Origin of the sequence: Collinsella sp. An271, assembly GCF_002159695.1 — a bacterium.
Lineage (GTDB): Bacteria > Actinomycetota > Coriobacteriia > Coriobacteriales > Coriobacteriaceae > Collinsella > Collinsella ihumii.
Genome location: NZ_NFJE01000002.1, coordinates 146198 through 162320, shown reverse-complemented (window position 1 = coordinate 162320; position 16123 = coordinate 146198). Strand labels below are relative to the sequence as shown.

13 protein-coding genes are annotated in these 16123 nt (G+C 61.5%); 9 read left to right on the top strand and 4 right to left on the bottom strand.

Annotation, left to right across the window (positions count from 1 at the left end; genetic code table 11):
* Position 1 precedes the first annotated feature (1 nt).
* A complete protein-coding gene (locus B5F74_RS02365) occupies positions 2-2728 on the top strand; it encodes a DUF927 domain-containing protein (RefSeq protein ID WP_087199717.1) in 2727 nt (908 codons plus the stop codon).
* 731 nt (positions 2729-3459) lie between these two features.
* Here B5F74_RS02365 and B5F74_RS02350 read toward each other — a convergent pair.
* Positions 3460-3822 (bottom strand): hypothetical protein, encoded by a 363-nt coding sequence (locus tag B5F74_RS02350; RefSeq protein ID WP_087199711.1) that lies wholly within the window; start codon positions 3820-3822, stop codon positions 3460-3462.
* Positions 3823-4306: 484 nt separating this feature from the next.
* Between B5F74_RS02350 and B5F74_RS02345 the strand changes: the two genes are divergently transcribed.
* The 6 genes from B5F74_RS02345 (at position 4307) to B5F74_RS02320 (ending at position 9748) form a co-directional block, all read left to right on the top strand.
* Positions 4307-4888: a hypothetical protein gene (locus B5F74_RS02345; RefSeq protein ID WP_087199710.1), complete on the top strand. Its 582-nt coding sequence runs from the start codon at positions 4307-4309 to the stop codon at positions 4886-4888.
* Between the two features lie 197 nt (positions 4889-5085).
* The gene (locus tag B5F74_RS02340; protein WP_087199708.1) at positions 5086-5496 is read left to right on the top strand and encodes a helix-turn-helix domain-containing protein; all 411 of its coding nucleotides are present in this window, start codon (positions 5086-5088) and stop codon (positions 5494-5496) included.
* On the top strand, positions 5489-6763 hold the full coding sequence (locus tag B5F74_RS02335) for a phage terminase large subunit (protein WP_087199706.1): 1275 nt from the start codon (positions 5489-5491) through the stop codon (positions 6761-6763). Before B5F74_RS02340 ends, B5F74_RS02335 begins: the two co-directional genes overlap by 8 nt.
* A 291-nt stretch (positions 6764-7054) precedes the next feature.
* The gene (locus B5F74_RS02330) at positions 7055-8464 is read left to right on the top strand and encodes a hypothetical protein (protein ID WP_087199704.1); all 1410 of its coding nucleotides are present in this window, start codon (positions 7055-7057) and stop codon (positions 8462-8464) included.
* Positions 8465-8596: 132 nt separating this feature from the next.
* The gene (locus tag B5F74_RS02325) at positions 8597-9091 is read left to right on the top strand and encodes a hypothetical protein (RefSeq protein WP_087199702.1); all 495 of its coding nucleotides are present in this window, start codon (positions 8597-8599) and stop codon (positions 9089-9091) included.
* Positions 9092-9148: 57 nt separating this feature from the next.
* Positions 9149-9748 carry an S-layer homology domain-containing protein gene (locus B5F74_RS02320; protein WP_087199700.1) on the top strand — a complete coding sequence of 200 codons (600 nt, stop codon included), beginning with the start codon at positions 9149-9151 and terminating at the stop codon, positions 9746-9748.
* A gap of 67 nt (positions 9749-9815) precedes the next feature.
* Here the strand turns inward: B5F74_RS02320 and B5F74_RS02315 are convergent, their stop codons facing one another.
* Both B5F74_RS02315 and B5F74_RS02310 read right to left on the bottom strand, forming a co-directional pair.
* Entirely contained in the window at positions 9816-10001 is a 186-nt protein-coding gene (locus B5F74_RS02315) for a hypothetical protein (protein ID WP_087199698.1), read from the bottom strand.
* A complete protein-coding gene (locus tag B5F74_RS02310) occupies positions 9998-10306 on the bottom strand; it encodes a hypothetical protein (protein ID WP_087199696.1) in 309 nt (102 codons plus the stop codon). The genes B5F74_RS02315 and B5F74_RS02310 overlap by 4 nt, the downstream gene beginning before the upstream one ends.
* 1415 nt (positions 10307-11721) lie before the next feature.
* Here B5F74_RS02310 and B5F74_RS02305 point away from each other — a divergent pair.
* Positions 11722-13518: an AAA family ATPase gene (locus B5F74_RS02305; RefSeq protein ID WP_087199694.1), complete on the top strand. Its 1797-nt coding sequence runs from the start codon at positions 11722-11724 to the stop codon at positions 13516-13518.
* Between the two features lie 2 nt (positions 13519-13520).
* A complete protein-coding gene (locus B5F74_RS02300; RefSeq protein ID WP_087199693.1) occupies positions 13521-14837 on the top strand; it encodes an LlaJI family restriction endonuclease in 1317 nt (438 codons plus the stop codon).
* Here the strand turns inward: B5F74_RS02300 and dcm are convergent.
* Positions 14827-15966, bottom strand: coding sequence for a DNA (cytosine-5-)-methyltransferase (dcm, locus tag B5F74_RS02295; protein ID WP_239283320.1), 1140 nt, complete (start codon positions 15964-15966; stop codon positions 14827-14829). The two genes, B5F74_RS02300 and dcm, sit on opposite strands and share 11 nt — an antisense overlap.
* Between the last annotated feature and the right edge of the window lie 157 nt (positions 15967-16123).

Genomic DNA, 16123 nt, shown 5'->3' with positions numbered 1-16123 from the left:
GATGGGCAGGGACTATTCCTCCGTGCCCGCTGAGCTGCGGGCGGAGAGGCGCTGGGTGTGCTGGAGGCGCGAGACCAGGGGCGGCAAGACGACGAAATTGCCGGTGGACGCGCGGACCGGGCGCATGGCCAAGAGCACGGACCCGTCTACATGGGCGTCGTTTGAGGAGGCATTGGCCGCGGTCGGCAGATGGCGCTGCGACGGTATCGGTTTCGTTTTCTGTCCTGATCGCGCTTATACGGGTCTTGATTTGGACCATGTGCTGACCGACGGGATGCTTGACCCTGAGTACCGGTGGGTTGTCGAGCAGGCGGGCACCTACACCGAGGTTTCCCCGTCGGGAGACGGACTGCACCTGATTTTCCGCGGGTCCAAGCCCGACTGGGCGCAGAGGTCGCGCAAGGGGCAGCCCGGTGGGCGCGTCGTTGAGCTGTACGACCACGACCGCTATTTCACGGTCACCGGTCAGGTCTTCGAGGGGCGCGGCGAGATCCGCGCGAATCCCGAGGTGATCGAGCGGGCGTACCGCACGTGGATCGAGCCGGAGCGTGCGGCTCAGCCGGCTCTGACGGAAGTCGTTCGCGAAGACGGCGAGAGCATGGACGACGGCGAGCTCATCGAGCGCATGTACGCGTCGAGGAGCGGCGAGGCCATCCGCGCGCTCATGGCCGGCGACGTCTCCGCCCAGGGCGGCGACCGCTCGGCAGCTGACATGGCTCTGTGCAGCCACCTGGCCTTCTGGTGCGGGCGCGATGCCGACCGCATGGATCGGATCTTCAGACGAAGCGGCCTTATGCGGGACAAGTGGGACAGCCGGCGCGGCGGGACCACATACGGCGCACAGACCATCGAGCGCGCTATCCAAGGATGCACGGAAGTGTACACGCCGCGCAGTAAGGCGATCCATAGGAGCGCGCCGTCTTTAGAAAAGAACATATGTTCGACTTCTACCGTGCACACAGCTGACGAGGGGTCATCCCTACCCGAGAAACCGCCTTTCGTCGCCGATGCCGCGCCCTCCGTAGAGGGTTGGCGCGCCGACGGCGACGGGGCGCTCTGGGCCGTCGACAGGGACGGCAACGAGCGCTACATGGTCACCGCCACGGCGCCGTGGGTCGCGTGCGACCTGATAGATGTCGACACCGGCGACGTGCGGGCGCTCGTGCGCGTGGCGACGCCGGCGGGCGTGCGCGAGCGGGCGCTCGACCGCGAGAGCCTGCTCAACCAGAGCAGGATCGTGGGAGCTTTAGCTCCGCTGGGCGCGAACGTCTCGTCGACTAACGCCAAAGACGTCGTCAGATACCTGACAGACTGCGAGCGCAGGCTCGGCGCCAAGCGGCCTCGCAGCCGCAGCGTGACGCATCTCGGGTGGGCCGAGTCGCCGCTTGGGGCCTTCATGCCGTATGACGCGGGCATTGACGGTGTGAGGTTGGATCCGTCCCCCGACGCGCTGCCCAAGGTGCGGCCCTTCTTTGAGTCCGCCGGCACGCTCGAGAAATGGGTGGCGGGTATCGCCCAAGCACGCGAGACGTCCCCGTGCTTCCGTGCGGTTCTTGCGGCGAGCTTCGCGAGCCCGTTGGTCTCTTTGCTGCACGTCCAGCCGTTCATCGTCTACCTGTGGGGTCGCAGCCGCTCCGGCAAGACGCCGACGCTGAAGGCCGCGGGGTCCGTGTGGGGAGATCCCACCGAGGGGGCGGACGGTTACTTCCGCACCTTTGCCGACACACCTAAGAGCATTGTGCGCGGAGCGGCGCTGCTGCACGACATCCCGCTCATCGTCGACGAGCTGCAGGCCAAGGGCGCCCCGGGCGGCCAGGCGGGCAAGCGGCAGATCGTTGAGGATTTGCTCTATAGCCTGTCGCTTGGGCACGAGCGCGGCGCGCTCAGCTCGGACCGGTCGATGATGAGGAGCGGCAGCTGGCGGTCGCTGACCATCGCGACGGGCGAGATACCGATCGTCGGCGAGTCGACCCAGCAGGGCGCTGCAAACCGCACGCTCGAGCTTTCCGCCGAGCCGTTCGGCGACGTGAGGGAGGCGCAGGCCATGCACCGCCTCGTTGCCGCCCAGCACGGCACTGCCGGGCGCGTCTACATCGCGGCGCTGCGACGCAACAGCGAGGAGTTCTACCAGAGCCAGTTCGCCCGCGTGCGCGACACGATTGCGGAGGGCTCCGGCGGACACCCGCAGGCAGACAACTCGGCCCTGCTCGCCTTCGCCGACGCCCTCGCTTCCTACTACGTCTTCCGCACGCACGAGGACTGGGGCGAGTGCCTCAACGACGCGATGCGCTTGGCCGCCTGGGTGCTCGCGCACGCGACGGGTGGTGCCGCGGACACGGACATCAAGGCGATCCAGTTCATCTCCGAGTGGCTCGTGCGCGGCTCCGTCCATTTCGCACGCTATGTGGAGGACGACCGCTTGGAGCGCTGGGGGCTGCGTGAAGATCTGTCCGACCGGCCCGGCTCGCTGTGGTGGGTCTTCTCCTCCGTGCTCGATAAAGCGCTCGCCGATGCGGGCTTCGACCGCCAGAAGACGCTGCGGCGCATGGCGGACGAGGGCGTGCTCGTGCTCGGATCCGGGCGGGGCTTCACACGGCAGAGGCGCTTCGACGGTGGCGCGAGGGTGTACTGCGTCTGCATCGACGGTCCCGCGCTCGAGGGGCTGCTCGAGAGGACTTCCGGCAGCTACCGGGATGTCATGACGGAGGGAGGTGTCGAGCCATGCTGAGACGCATGTTGAGACAGGCGCAGGAGCTGGTGGTGGCCCTTTTCTTCTCTTACTGTCTTTCTGTCTCATATATAGATAGAGATAGAGGGGTATCGCGCGGGCGCGCACGCGCGCGGGCGGGCGCGAGGGATGTTGTCGCGCAGATGGTCAAGACGTTGAGACGGGGCGCGTCCGCGCAGGTCGCGGGCGGTATGCCCGGCTTGACGGGCGGTGAGCGGCCGTGAGCTCGTGGACGACTGGCCAGGAAGAGCTGCTGCGCGAAATGGGGCACTTGGGCGTCGATGCGGTCCAAGCTGAGATGAAGCGGCGGTTCGGCGTGGAGCGTTCTAGGCGTTCCATCGAGGTGCACGCGAGCAGGATACGGTGCAGCCTGCGCAAGCTCGAGGTCTGTCCGATGTGCGGGGCGATCGGGGTGCACCTTAATCGGCAGTCGGGCATGTGCGCGAGATGCACGCTCGAGATGCACGTTGCGGAGGAGGCGGCTTTCAACGAACTGCTGGAGTTGGAAGCCAAGGGCTGCGAGGAAGGCCCCGAGTTGGAGGCCGCAAAGCGCGAGTGGGCTCGGCTCAGGCAACGAAACTCGAGATTGTGCCGGGAGTACGGTTTGAAGGGGAAACGAGGGCGATGAGCATAAGCAAGGGGGCTGGATGCAGATCCAGCCCCCTTGCCTTGTCGAACAATCTGAAAGAACGGGGGCATGGGCTAGATTCCGCCCATGCCCCGTCCTTTCCTTATAGGAGGTCATCCCATAGAGGGAATTCCACGCCGAAGCAGCCTCTGTGCAGGGAGGAGTAGCACTCGAAGACCTCCTGATTACCCGTGAGGCCACCGTCGGCGATGGCGGCCATGATGCCGGAGTCCGCGTAGGTGAGGAACCGGGTGTAGTCTACAAGCTCGCCCCTCCCGTTCATGACCTTGCCGTTCCAGCGATTGAAGAAGTCCGCCGCCTCCGTCGGTCTCATCCCCCCGGGGCCCACGTCCCCGAGCCGGCGCTCGAGATCCTCCGCCATGATGGCGACCGGCCATGAGCCCGGAGGTTGCCCGTATTCCGCCAGATAGTTTTCGATGTAGGCTCTGCATTCCTTGACGCCCATAGCTCCGCTCCTTTCAGGTTGCCGCGATACACATAGAGATTAATGCCTTATGAATCTGAAATAATGGAAAACGGTAAATTGCAGTAAATTGAGGCTGCCTTACAGATATCCAACGCTGAACTTGGCGGAATCCTGCCTTTATTCGATAGATGATAGGATGAGGACAGAGGCTCCACTCCTGGGCGAAATGCTCAAGGGTGTGGTTCCGGGCGGGGCACGCCCCGACGGAAAACGATGGGACACGGCCTCGCTGCGGGGAGAGGGATTCCTACCGGGGGACAGTCCACCGGTGCCTGGGCCCTCTCCCTCTTTTGTGATGCGACGCAAGAAAAAGTCACCGTGAAACAACCTCATTCACTTGCATGGGAATGAAATCATGGCACGCGCATCTTTATTCATAATTGACGCGGTTGTAATGGGGGTCTAAAATTATTGCGATATCAACTTCTTATGTGAAATGAACTATTGAGGTCGGTGATTCGCTATGTCATACACACGCGATGACTACGTTAAAGATCTTTATATTGCCGAGCATTCCAATGACTTTTCAGAAAGGGAAGATGCGAAGCATCGCGCCCAGCTTTATGATCGCGGCAGGATTGATGTAATCAAAAAAGGCTATCCCGAATTCGCTGATTCTGTGCAAGTGTCAGATTACGAAATGCAAATTTGGAGCTGCCTGACCTTGTCCAGGGCCGTTGATAGACTTTTCGATGATGGTGGGGAGCGAGACAGATTCATATCGTTCCTCATGTATCGATATGCTGGTTTCGATGATTTCGATGAATCTGAACGCCCTTTGATAAGACAAATTCGCGAAATAGCAGCAAATTCTTATCATATGGAAAAGATTCTCTATACCTTGCCACCCGACAAATTCAAGACAGAAAAAGAAGGGCTTGACGAAGATCAGGATCGGTTAGTCCCCCTCCTACAGGAATATAGAGAGCGCTACTATACGCAAGCTCATTCGAAGGGTGAATCGGACGGGTCCGCGCTTGGAGGCTGCGCGCTGCTCGTCATCGTCGCACTAATAATCTTTATTGCACTCAAAAGCTGTTCATAGGCCCATCGCTGCAATACATCAGCACCTCGCTACATGCCAATCGACCAGATTATGGCGTGCAATTGGCTTGAGAATGATATAGAACGTTGCCGGTACGCAGATCCCCTTGTGACAAGTCTTGAGTATTAGTCCCAGATAAACTTATCGGCTTTACGGGGGTGATTCACGTGGCGAGGCGGCCGAAGCTGACTCGAGAGATGGTGGATGAGGCGATTCGCCTCAAAGCAGACGGCCTATCCAACGGTGATATTATCAGTGCGTTGGGTATTCATGAGTCTACCTTCTACCGCTGGATCGGGCGGCCACGCGGCGAGCTGCAGCGCGCGTTAAGCGAGGGGCTAAAAAAGGAAGAATCGGCGTTCAAGCGGCAGCTGCTCAACACGATCCGCGCGGCGGCGCTCGCGCGCAACCAGTACTGGACGGCCGCCGCTTGGCTGCTCGAGCGCAAGTACCCCGACGAGTACGGCAAGGCGGAGCGCCAGCGCGACGACGGCAAGGCGGACGCGGCGCCGCAGATCGTGCTCGGGGTGGCCGTGCAGCCCGTGCAGGAGCGGCTGCCGCTCGTCGAGGCGGGCACGCTGCCCGAGGGCGGGCGTGCCGATGGTTGACGCGTCGGCGCTCGTGATCCCGCGCTTTCATGATGTCCTCGGCGACATCATGGCCCACGGGCACACGCACTACTGGCTGCACGGGGGCCGAGGGTCGACCAAGTCGAGCTTCATCAGCGTGTGCATCGTGCTGCTCATCCTCGCCAACCCCGAGGCGAACGCGGTGGTGGTGCGCAGGTTCTCCAACACGCTCCGCGACTCCGTGTACCAGCAGGTGCTCTGGGCCATCGACGCGCTGGGGCTCATCGAGTGGTTCCGGGCGCGCGTCTCGCCGATGGAGGTCGTCTACCTGCCCACGGGCCAGCGCATCGTCTTCCGCGGCGCCGACGACCCGCTGAAGCTCAAGGGCACGAAGTTCCCGCGCGGGTACGCGGCGGTCATCTGGCTGGAGGAGCTCGACCAGTTCGACGGCATAGAGGCGGTGCGCTCCATTCTCAACTCCCTGCGGCGCGGCGGCAGCGACTTCTGGGTCTTCTATTCGTACAACCCGCCCCGCTCGGCTGCTAGCTGGGTCAACGTGGAGCGAGACGAGCGGCTCAGGCGCGCCGACACGCTCGTGCGCGGCTCGTCCTACCTCGACGTGCTGGAGAGCCACCCCGACTGGATCGGCGCGCCCTTCATCGAGGAGGCGGAGTACCTGCGCGGTGTCGACGAGACGGCGTGGCGGTGGGAGTACCTGGGCGAGGTGACCGGCACGGGCGGCGCGATCTTCGGCAACGTGGTCGCCGAGCGGATCGGGCTCGCTCGTGCGGCCGCGGGGCGCGTGCGCGTGGGCCTCGACTGGGGCTGGTGGCCCGACCCCTGGCGGTGCGTGCGTTGCGCGTGGGAGCCGGCCGAGCGCAGGCTGCTCATCGTGGGCGAGCGCTCCGCGACGCGCATGACGCCCGAGGAGACCGGGCGGCTCGTGCAGGAGGTGCTGACCTTCTCAGACGCTCCCGGCGAGCAGGCGTACCTGCATGACGAGCCGGTTTGGTGCGACGACACGCCCGACGGCAAGGTGCAGATGGCGACCTACCGGCGCGATCTGGGCATACGGGCGCGGCCGGCGCGCAAGGCGCGCATGCGGCGTCTTTCCTACGAGTGGCTTGCGGGGCTGCGGGAGATCGTGATAGATCCCGCCGCGTGCCCGCTCACGCTCGAGGAGTTCCGCATGAAGGAGTACCGGCGCGAGCGCGACGGGACGTGGACCGACGAGATCCCCGACGGCGGGGACCACTCCATCGACGCGGTTCGCTACGCCATGATGGAGGACGTGCTGCGGGGATAGCGGGGCGGAAACGTCTAAGGCGAGCCGAGACCCGCTCCGCAGGGCGTTTAGCCCTGCGGTGGACCTGGGTAGGTAAGCCGGGCGGGTTGCGGTGGTGGCCTGTGGGCCCGTGCCTAGTGGGCGCGCGGTGGGGGCTGCCGGTTGTGGGATGTGTGCGGTAGCGCCGTGTGATTGCCGGCTCACCTTGTGCAAAAACGCCTGTACGAGGATAGAGATGTGCGGGAGCTCAGTTATTGTGACGGGCTTGTTCCATGGGGGTATTGAGATTGCCTGATGTGGGAGGAGCTTCGTATGGATGATGCGCGCGCTTGGGTGCCGGAACATGTGCGGGAGTATCTTCGGGGGCTGGGGTTTCGGCTGCCGCTGGAGGATATGGAGGGGTACATTCGCTCGTGGGACGCTTGGATGCGCGCCACGGGTGACTTTTACGACTACCGGGATGTTGACGGGGCCGGGCGGCTGTACGAGGTGCACCGGCGGTCGATTCACCCCGCGATGCGCGTGTGCCGTGAGTGGGGGTCGCTGCTGCTGACCGACAAGACGGCGGTGGCGTGCGAGGAGCAGACGTGCACGGACTGGCTGACTTCATGGATGGGCCGCACCGGCTTTCTGGCCGCGGCGCAGGATGCAGTGGTGCGCGCGTTCGGACTGGGCACTGGGGCCTTCGCCCTGTGGGTGGACGTGGATACGCGCGAGGTGCGCGTGCGGCACTACGACGCGCGGATGGTGGTGCCGCTCACGTGGGATGAGGACGGTGTGACCGAGTGCGCGTTCGTGACGCGGGCGGTGTGGCGCGGGGCGATCGTCGACCAGCTCCAGATGCACCTGCGAAGCGCGGATAACCCGCTCGACACTGATGTTATCGATATTTGCGACGGCGGCGGGTACCGGATCCATACCGTGTGCTTCGACAAGGACGGCAACATCATCCGTCCGCGCGAGGTGTGCCCCGCCTTCGACACGGGGAGCACCTCGCCCACCTTCGCCCTCATCAAACCAGCCATCGACAACACGCGGGTGGACATGAGCCCGTACGGGCAGAGCGTGTTCGCCGACGCCATCGACGCGGTACAGGCGGTCGATCTGTGCTACGACGCGATGGTCTCGGAGATCGATAACGGCAAGATGCGCGTGTTTCTGTCCGACATGCTGTTCGACGTAGACCAGGCCGACGGGCGGCGCGTGGCGATCCCCTTTGGCAAGGGCGACTGCACGGTGTTCCGCAAGGTCAAGAGCGTGGAGGACGTGATTCGCGAGTTCGCGCCGGCGCTGAGGACCGATGCCCAGCAGAAGGCGCTGAGGTGCGCTTTGCAGGTGCTCGGCGACCTCACGGGGCTCGGGGTCGACTACTTCGACATCGACGAGAAGGGGCGCCTGAAGACGGCGACGGAGGTGTCGAGCGACCAGTCGGCGCTCATGCGCACGATCCGCCGGCACGAGCACGGACTCGGTGACGCCATCGCGCAGATCTGTCGCGCGGTGCTCGCCGTGAAGCGACGCCTGGGCGAAGCGCTGCCCGACGAGGGCGAGGTGCGCGTGGTGTTCGACGACTCGATCGTGCAGGACACGGCCGCGGAGAAGAAGCAGGATATGGCCGAGGTGGCGGCGGGGCTCATGCAGCCGTGGGAGTACCGGATGCGGTGGTATGGCGAGGATGAGGAGACGGCTCGAAAGGCGTCCCAAATGGAAAATGAAGCCTAGACATCCACCATATGCGTCAAGCCGGCGCCCTCCTGTCGATAAAGCACCAACGTGTACGGGACAGCCGTGCTTGTACATACCGCTTTCTTGTATCGTTTAGCTAGTGCCTGACAGAGCGTCTTTGGAGGAGCCATGGGTCCAGTCTCTCTCGTGCTACAAAAAGCTAATTTGATGGTACGTATATTCTTCGCGTGCGTTTTCGCCCCTGTGGCGACTTTTGCTATTCCAGCCGCAGCTCACGCGGCGTGGTGGGAGCCATCGACCCCCTGGAATGGCCAGCTCTATCTATTCTGCTTTGAAGACCACGTTTACCAAGGAGACAGCCTGACCTTCACGGTCGATATTTGGGGGATAGGGCCGGATTCCCATGGGCTTAGCCTCGATCTCGTCATTAGCGATCAGTATGGCAACCAAATTCGCTGGGACGACAAAGATCCGAGAAACCTTCAGTTTATTAGCAGCAGCAGCCTTAGCCATTCGTATGAATTCACGGTCGGTCCAGATATTCTTTATCAGCTGCGGCCCGGCCCAATCTCCTTTTCCGGTCACTTACAGTATTTCAACGGACAGACCGGCGCTTGGACGGACACAGCTCGACCGGACGACGCAACCGACTTCGTTTTGTAAGCGGGGAACCGCCCCGCACCTCTTCCGGAATTTCCTCTGCCGGGATGCTTTGCGGATATGCAGGATTCGAATGACTGGCGCTATGACGGTGTGTACGCCGTGGCTGCTGCGGGCCTGATCACCGGGTACGACAACGGGCTGTTCGGCGTCGACAACCCACTCACGACGGGCCAGCTTATCACGATCCTGTGGCGCTACGCGGAGCCCGAGGCGGCCTCGAGCACCGACGTCTCGTCTACCCTCAACCACACCTACCTCGTCGACGTCGCGGACGGGCAGTACTACACCGCTGCGGTCAACTGGGCTTTCGAGAACGGCGTGGTACACGGAATGGAGACGCCCCGCGGCTACGTGCTCGGCCCCGACCAGGAGGTCTCGACCGAGCGTGCGATGACGATTCTCGCCAACTATCTCACCAAAGACCAGCCCGCCATGACCGATCAGGAGGTCGACGGATACCTGCTGAAGTGCTCCGACGGCGCTGCGGTCTCCGAGTGGGCGCGCCCGAGCATCGCCTGGGCGCTCAAGAGCCGTATGATCACCGGCTACGAAACCGCCGACGGCAGGGAGATCCGCCCGTGGGAGAACATCGCGCGCGGACGCTTCGCCGTCATCCTCAACAACGGCATTAATACCGGCGTGCTGCCCATGAACTAGGGCCGTACCGCATACGCAGAGACAAACGTCTCCTTCCGGGGGCGCCGCGCGAGCGGTGCCCCTTTTGCTATGACTTGTCGTCGAGCATGAGCTTGTGGATGGCTCGGCACGCCTTCTCGTATACGCAGATTTCGGCCTCGAGACGCTCGCGCTCGTCCGCCGGGGCTTCGTCCGACACGCGGTAGGCGATGCCGTGTCGGCCCTGCTTTACGACCACGTAGGGGCTGTCGAGGAATGCCGGCCTGGGCATCATGTTCGGTCTCCTCCCGTCTGTTTGCGTGCGCGCACGAACCAGGTGTCGCCTTGCTGGTACAGGGTTTTGAGCTGGCCGGCGAGGATAACGCGCCAACGCACGACGAGGCCGCCTGCGCCAGGCATGGTGTACTCGTCTCGGGCGACGATGCGCTCGACGCGCCAGGCGCGGCCGTCGGGCCACCTCACCTGTATGGGGCGCACCTCGGGCATGCGCCCGGGGCGCATGCGGTGCAGCGTGTCGACCCTGATGGGTGCGCGCTCGGGTTCGCGCGGTATGCCTGCGCTCGCATGCGCCGCTGCCATGGGCCCCTCCTTCTGCCGGTCGTGCGTGCCTGGCTGTTGCCATCACGGTACCACGCCGCTGGGACGCGGTGCACCGGGAAGGCTGAGCCGCCCGCGCGGATGCGCGGGCTGGGGCATGAGGTGCCGCCTGCGACCCGAGCGCGCGGGGTTGCCATCTGCCGCCCGCGGCGTCTCGGTTGCAATGGCGTGGGGCTCTCGGCGCGGCGTTGCGATTGCTGCGCGCGGCCACCGCTTGTACGGGACGGGTTGCTGCGCGCGGGTCTCGGCTGGCGCCCACGGGCTGATGTCTCCGCTGGCGCGGCGCGCCTACTGCCTGCGGGCGGTGTCGTCGCTGGCGTGGCGCCCTGGCTGCACGCAGGTGACATGCGGAGCTGCCCGGCCGCCCCGCTCAGCCGGCCCCCGGCACAGCTGCGTGCGGACGAGTGAGTGAGAGCCGCAGCCCGCCCGCGCCCGCCGTGCGCGCCGGTGCAGGAGGCCGTGACGGCCGCTGGCCCCGCGCCTTAGTTTCCCGTGCATGCGCGTCGGCGGCGTAGCGGCCGGCTTTGCCCGCTGCGAGGGCAGACCGCCGCAGGCGGGCTGCACCGAGCCGTGGCAAAGACGGACGCGGAGACGCCGACGCGCCCGTTGACCTTCCATGGCGCGGGGGCTGCGGGCGGCACGGCCGACCCGAGCGCGCACGGCGGGCGCGGGCGGGATGCGGTCGACCCTCGAGGGGCAGCGCGCTGCTGTGCCGGGGGACGAGCGGGGCGGCCGGGAGGCTTGCGGGGACATGCGGAAGGGATGTCGCTGCGGTTTGCCGTGGGATGTGCGGGCGCAAAGTGGGACGTGCGGGCCGGTGTCGTTCTGGGTACGGTTGTGAGGGTTTCATTCACTGTTCGCGTTGCGGCATACGGGTCGACGGCTTTGCGGTCTCGCGATTGCCTTTCGTGGCTCATGGACGGGCTCGTTTCAGGGCAAAAGCTTCATATGGCATGCGGGATGGGCCCATCATCTTCTCTGTGCTCACTTTTGCCAACGGGGCGCACCGGAATGGTCTCGGGTGTGTTTCGAGTACGGGGTCGTTGCGCGGCGCTTGTCTTACGCGAATGGGCGATGCACTCTTGAGATACGCCGCTGTCGCGTGGTCGCCTGCTTTACGCGGGAGCGGGATGCCTCAGCGACGTCAACCGTGCGCATATGGGGCGCGCGAAGTCCCTGGTCGGGCTTCAGTTTCTTGCGATTTAATGCATACGTACCGTTGGGCTGCTTTTCGTCCTTCGGCTTGGTTGACAATTGCCGTGTCCGGCTTTCGTTTCTTTATCCTTTCAGCAATATGTTCGTATCCAACTTTCTCCGTTACCCGATGATTCGGCTCGTCTCCTCTTATCTTGAAATAGAATAACTACAATTCAGTATGCGTATTGGAAGGCAATTGTATGACTGACAGCTCTCCATCTATCTCCGCACCCTCTTCTAGCAGATCTGTCGATGACGTCTTTCCCGATCTGAGGAAGCTCTTTGATTCGAGTAAAGCGAGTATTCAACTGATCGAGGAGGATGATTACCTCATCGATTCCTCATTTAGAGAAAGCTACCAACGTTATAACGCCAACACCGCCCGCTACGTCCGCTTGGAATTCCATAGCTACTCGGTTTCCTTTTGGAGAAGCGAGGGCGCTGCCGTAGTCGTAGCCTCACTTCCGTTCCGTAAAATCCCTGACACGGTGCCGTACTATAGGGCGCTTCTTCGCTATTACGATTGTCTTTGCAATTGCCTTCAAAATTGCTCGCTGTCGCTGACGACCAGAAAAAGACTTAACGATTACTTGGAGAGCGCCCGAAAATCGTTTGATAAAGCCCGCGAGGATTCGGATGATGGGACGGGCTTGCGAAACCTTATCGAAAGTTACAGCCACCTACTTCCCGAGTTTGAGGGCGAGATTCGGGCTCTATATAATGAGTTTTCCGAAAGCGATGCCGCCACTGCCGCAAAACGCATCCTAAGATTCATGCTCGATTACACCTATTGGGAGGGCGGTAAATCTCTCGCTCGGAAAAATGATTTCTACTTTTCTCCGATTTTGGCCCTCCTCGGTATTGCACAGGCAAGTGGAGAGATTTACGGTCCCATAGTTCGTGATTTCTCCGACGACTACTCCCTCTGTGAAGCCGCGCGCCACCTGAAGCCCGCACACACGCATGACGATGGCAATCAACGGATCAGCGACGAGCCCGCCGAGCGCCTGAAAACCGGCGCTAACATCATGATCTACGGTGCACCTGGCACGGGGAAGAGCTGGTTCATCGAAAACGAGCTATACAAGAATGCCAAGCTTACCCGTACGGTTTTTCATCCGGAGTATTCATATTTCGATTTCGTAGGCAGCTACAAACCCGTACCGGCATATGTCGAGACGGATGCGAGGATTCTCGATTCCAGTGCTGTGGTTTCGGGCATTCCCGGAATGCCCTCGATCGATTATCGGTTTGTACCGGGTCCGTTTGTCGACGCGGTTGTCGACGCATACGAGCACCCCTTGCGAGAGGACTGCCTAGTCATTGAAGAGATCAACCGAGCGAGCGCAGCTGCGGTCTTCGGTGATATGTTCCAGCTGCTCGACCGGAACAGCGAGCACGAGAGCGACTATGCCATCAAGCCCCAGCCGGAGCTTGCAAAATACCTTCGCAGCATCGGCCATGACGAGCTCGCTTCCGCGTTTCTCATCCCGTCCAACCTCTCCATAGTAGCGACGATGAACAACGCTGATCTGGGCGTCACCTATCTCGACACGGCATTCAAACGCAGGTGGAGTTTTACCTATATCCCAGTCGAACTCAACAAGAACACCGCTCTTTACAACGAGGTGGCCTACAACGGGTCATCATTCCCGCTGTTGAGGATCCTCGGCGCTATCAACGAGAAGCTCAGGGGCCTCCGCATCAACGAGGATCGCTGGGTCGGACCGTTCTTTGTTGCCCCACAGGAAATCGAAACGAGGGGCACCAAGGAGGCACTCAAGAAGATCGTCATGTACCTCTGGGACGATGTGTTCAGAAATGATCGCGCGGCGTTTTTCGATCCCAAGACCAGTTCTCTTTCCGCAGTCGAGCGCACCCTTGATGAAGGGGACCCCCTGCTGATCGTCGAGACCATTGATTCAATGGCTGCCGATGATGACTCGGGCGCGGCTGTCGAAGAAACCGATAGCCAGGAAGATACCCTAGAGGCGTAAGCATGGACATCCGCGTCGTGCAAGACGGCAGCCGAGTTACGGCAGACGATCATCCGCATATTGGGCCTATAGCCACCATGTGTCCCAAAACCTTGAGACATGATAGTGGTGGGGCGACGGTCGCCTTCACGGGTATCGCTCTCGTCGGCGACACGATGGTCATATCCCTTCCCAAGGGACAGGATATCTCATCCGTCACCGCGAGCCCCGAGCGCTTCCGCGGGACCGTTCTTCTCTTGATGCGCTCAATGGTCAAATACAAAGCAGAGAATCCCCTGATGGCGGCGAAGGATGCTGCCATGGACGGAAATCTAGGCTCCCAGAAGATCTATTATGCGTTGAAGATCCTAGACGATTACGTGTCCAACGGACTCGTGAGCAGGTTCCGCACCGTCACGGCGGTAGCTTCGGGCGGAAATGTCAACTGGCAGAAAACCGTCAGCAGATCGAGCCCGCTGCATTCCAGCAGCGGCGTGCTGTATCAGAATCCCTATGTAAGGATGCGCGTCGTCGACTCGAGGGATACGCTGCGCTTGATTCAGGCCCACGTCGTTAAGGAATGCGTCAAGACGTTCGGATGGCTTTTCGCGATCGAAGATGCCACGGAGCTGCAGAATGCTGCTCTGAATTGGAGCGAAAACGAGCTTTTAGCCGCACTCGCACGAGAGAAGACCTCCACGTTCTCTCAGCGTGAGCTGATTCTCATTGATTTACTCACGGCATATTTGAGCGACCGGTCATCTGATCGCGGCGATCAGCAGGTCGCTTTGTTCGGGTCGCTCGATTTCGAGAATATCTGGGAACGCGCATGCCAAGTGGCCTTCAACCATGACCCGACGCTGTATTCTTCTTTGGTTCCTCAGCCGGTATGGCATGTGGCATGTGAACTTGCCAATGCGCCCAGCCGCACTGACCCGAGCCAGAGACCGGATATCCTCACGATCTGCGACTCCGTGCTTCTCGTTCTCGATGCCAAGTATTACAAGGCGAAAATCGCTCTTCCCGGTTGGCATGACATCGTCAAGCAGATTTACTACCAAGACACCATCGAGCGCAGGCTTAACCACGACGAGCCTCTTCGGGACAGGTATGGCATTGCGGCAACAGCAAACGCGTTTCTGTTGCCGGGAGACGCCTTTGGATTGGCAAGGGGCTTCGGCCACGTCAATATCCCCGAGCTCGATGACGGGAATCGCTGGGGATACGTAGATGCCTATATCGTTGATGTAACCGCTTGCCTAGAAGCCTATGTCAAAAATTCACCCCGATGGGACTGGATAGGCCCGATCGGGGTGAACAGAAGACTGCTTAAGCGCTAGCCGCATCCATTTTTTTCACAATCAGGCGGGCGATCGCCCTGATCACCGGCACTGCGACGGAGTTGCCGAACTGCCTGTACGCTTGGGTATCCGACACGGGGATGATGAACTCTTCGGGGAAGCCCTGCAGGCGCGCGCATTCGCGTGGCGTAAGCTTCCTCGGGTTTTTCCCTTCCTGAGCGATGAGGATCTCCGAGCCGTCCTTGTAGTAGCGGGCGGAGATGGTGTTCGTGTACTCAGAATCCGCGTTGAACAGGGTGAAGCCGAACCCGTTTCCTTTCCTTTTGTGCTCTTGTTTCCTGCGTTGGTGACCTTCCCAGAGGTTGTCGCTGATTGTGTACTTGTCATCGACCTCGGGCTCCAAGATGTCGCCCACGCGCGTGGGGGTCTTGGGCGGCACGGGGAACTCGAAATGGACGTCATCGCCGAAGACCGAACGATCGAAACCGACGATGTATATGCGCTCGCGGTTCTGGGGCACACCGAAATCCGCTGCCCTCAGGACCGCATAATCAGCTGAGTAACCAAGCTGGTCGATATGGTCGAGGATGACCCGAAGGGTCCGCCCCTTGTCATGGCCGCGCAGCTGCTTGACGTTCTCGAGCAGGAACGCTTTCGGGCGCTTGTCGCGGATGATGCGCTCGATCTCGAAGAACAGGGTGCCGCGTGTGTCGCTGAAGCCCTTTCTTAGACCCGCCTGCGAGAAGGGCTGACACGGAAACCCTCCGATCACCAGATCGCAGCTGGGGATCTCATCGCTGGAGATTTGAGTGATGTCGCCCTGGGGTACCTCTCCGTAGTTGATTGAGTACGTCTTCTGGGCGAACTTGTCCCATTCGCTCGAGAAGACGCAGCGCCCTCCAAGCTCGGAAAAAGGAAGGCGAATGCCCCCGATGCCCGCAAAGAGGTCGACAAAACGGAATTTTGCGCTATCCTCTGGAACGTTTGGAAACGGGACATCGTTAGCGAATGACAGTATCGCCCGACGCTCGAGCTCCTTCGGCTTCGCTTCGCCATTTTCCCATCTCCTGAGGGTGCGCTCGCCGTTCCTTCCTAGGCCGAGGGCGTCAGAGAACTCCTTCTGCGTTAGCCCGAGAGACAAACGTTTCTGCTTTATCTCGTTATCCACGGCCATCTCCTTGTGTCATTTAGAGGTCAATTTGTCCTAAGATTAACACGTGATAAACGTGCTTTTGACGTGCTCCAGCATTGCGCACCGAGCAAACACATCAACTGCGCTGCATTACATCCTCTGATAGAAGACTATTGCATCGCCGTCGCTACCC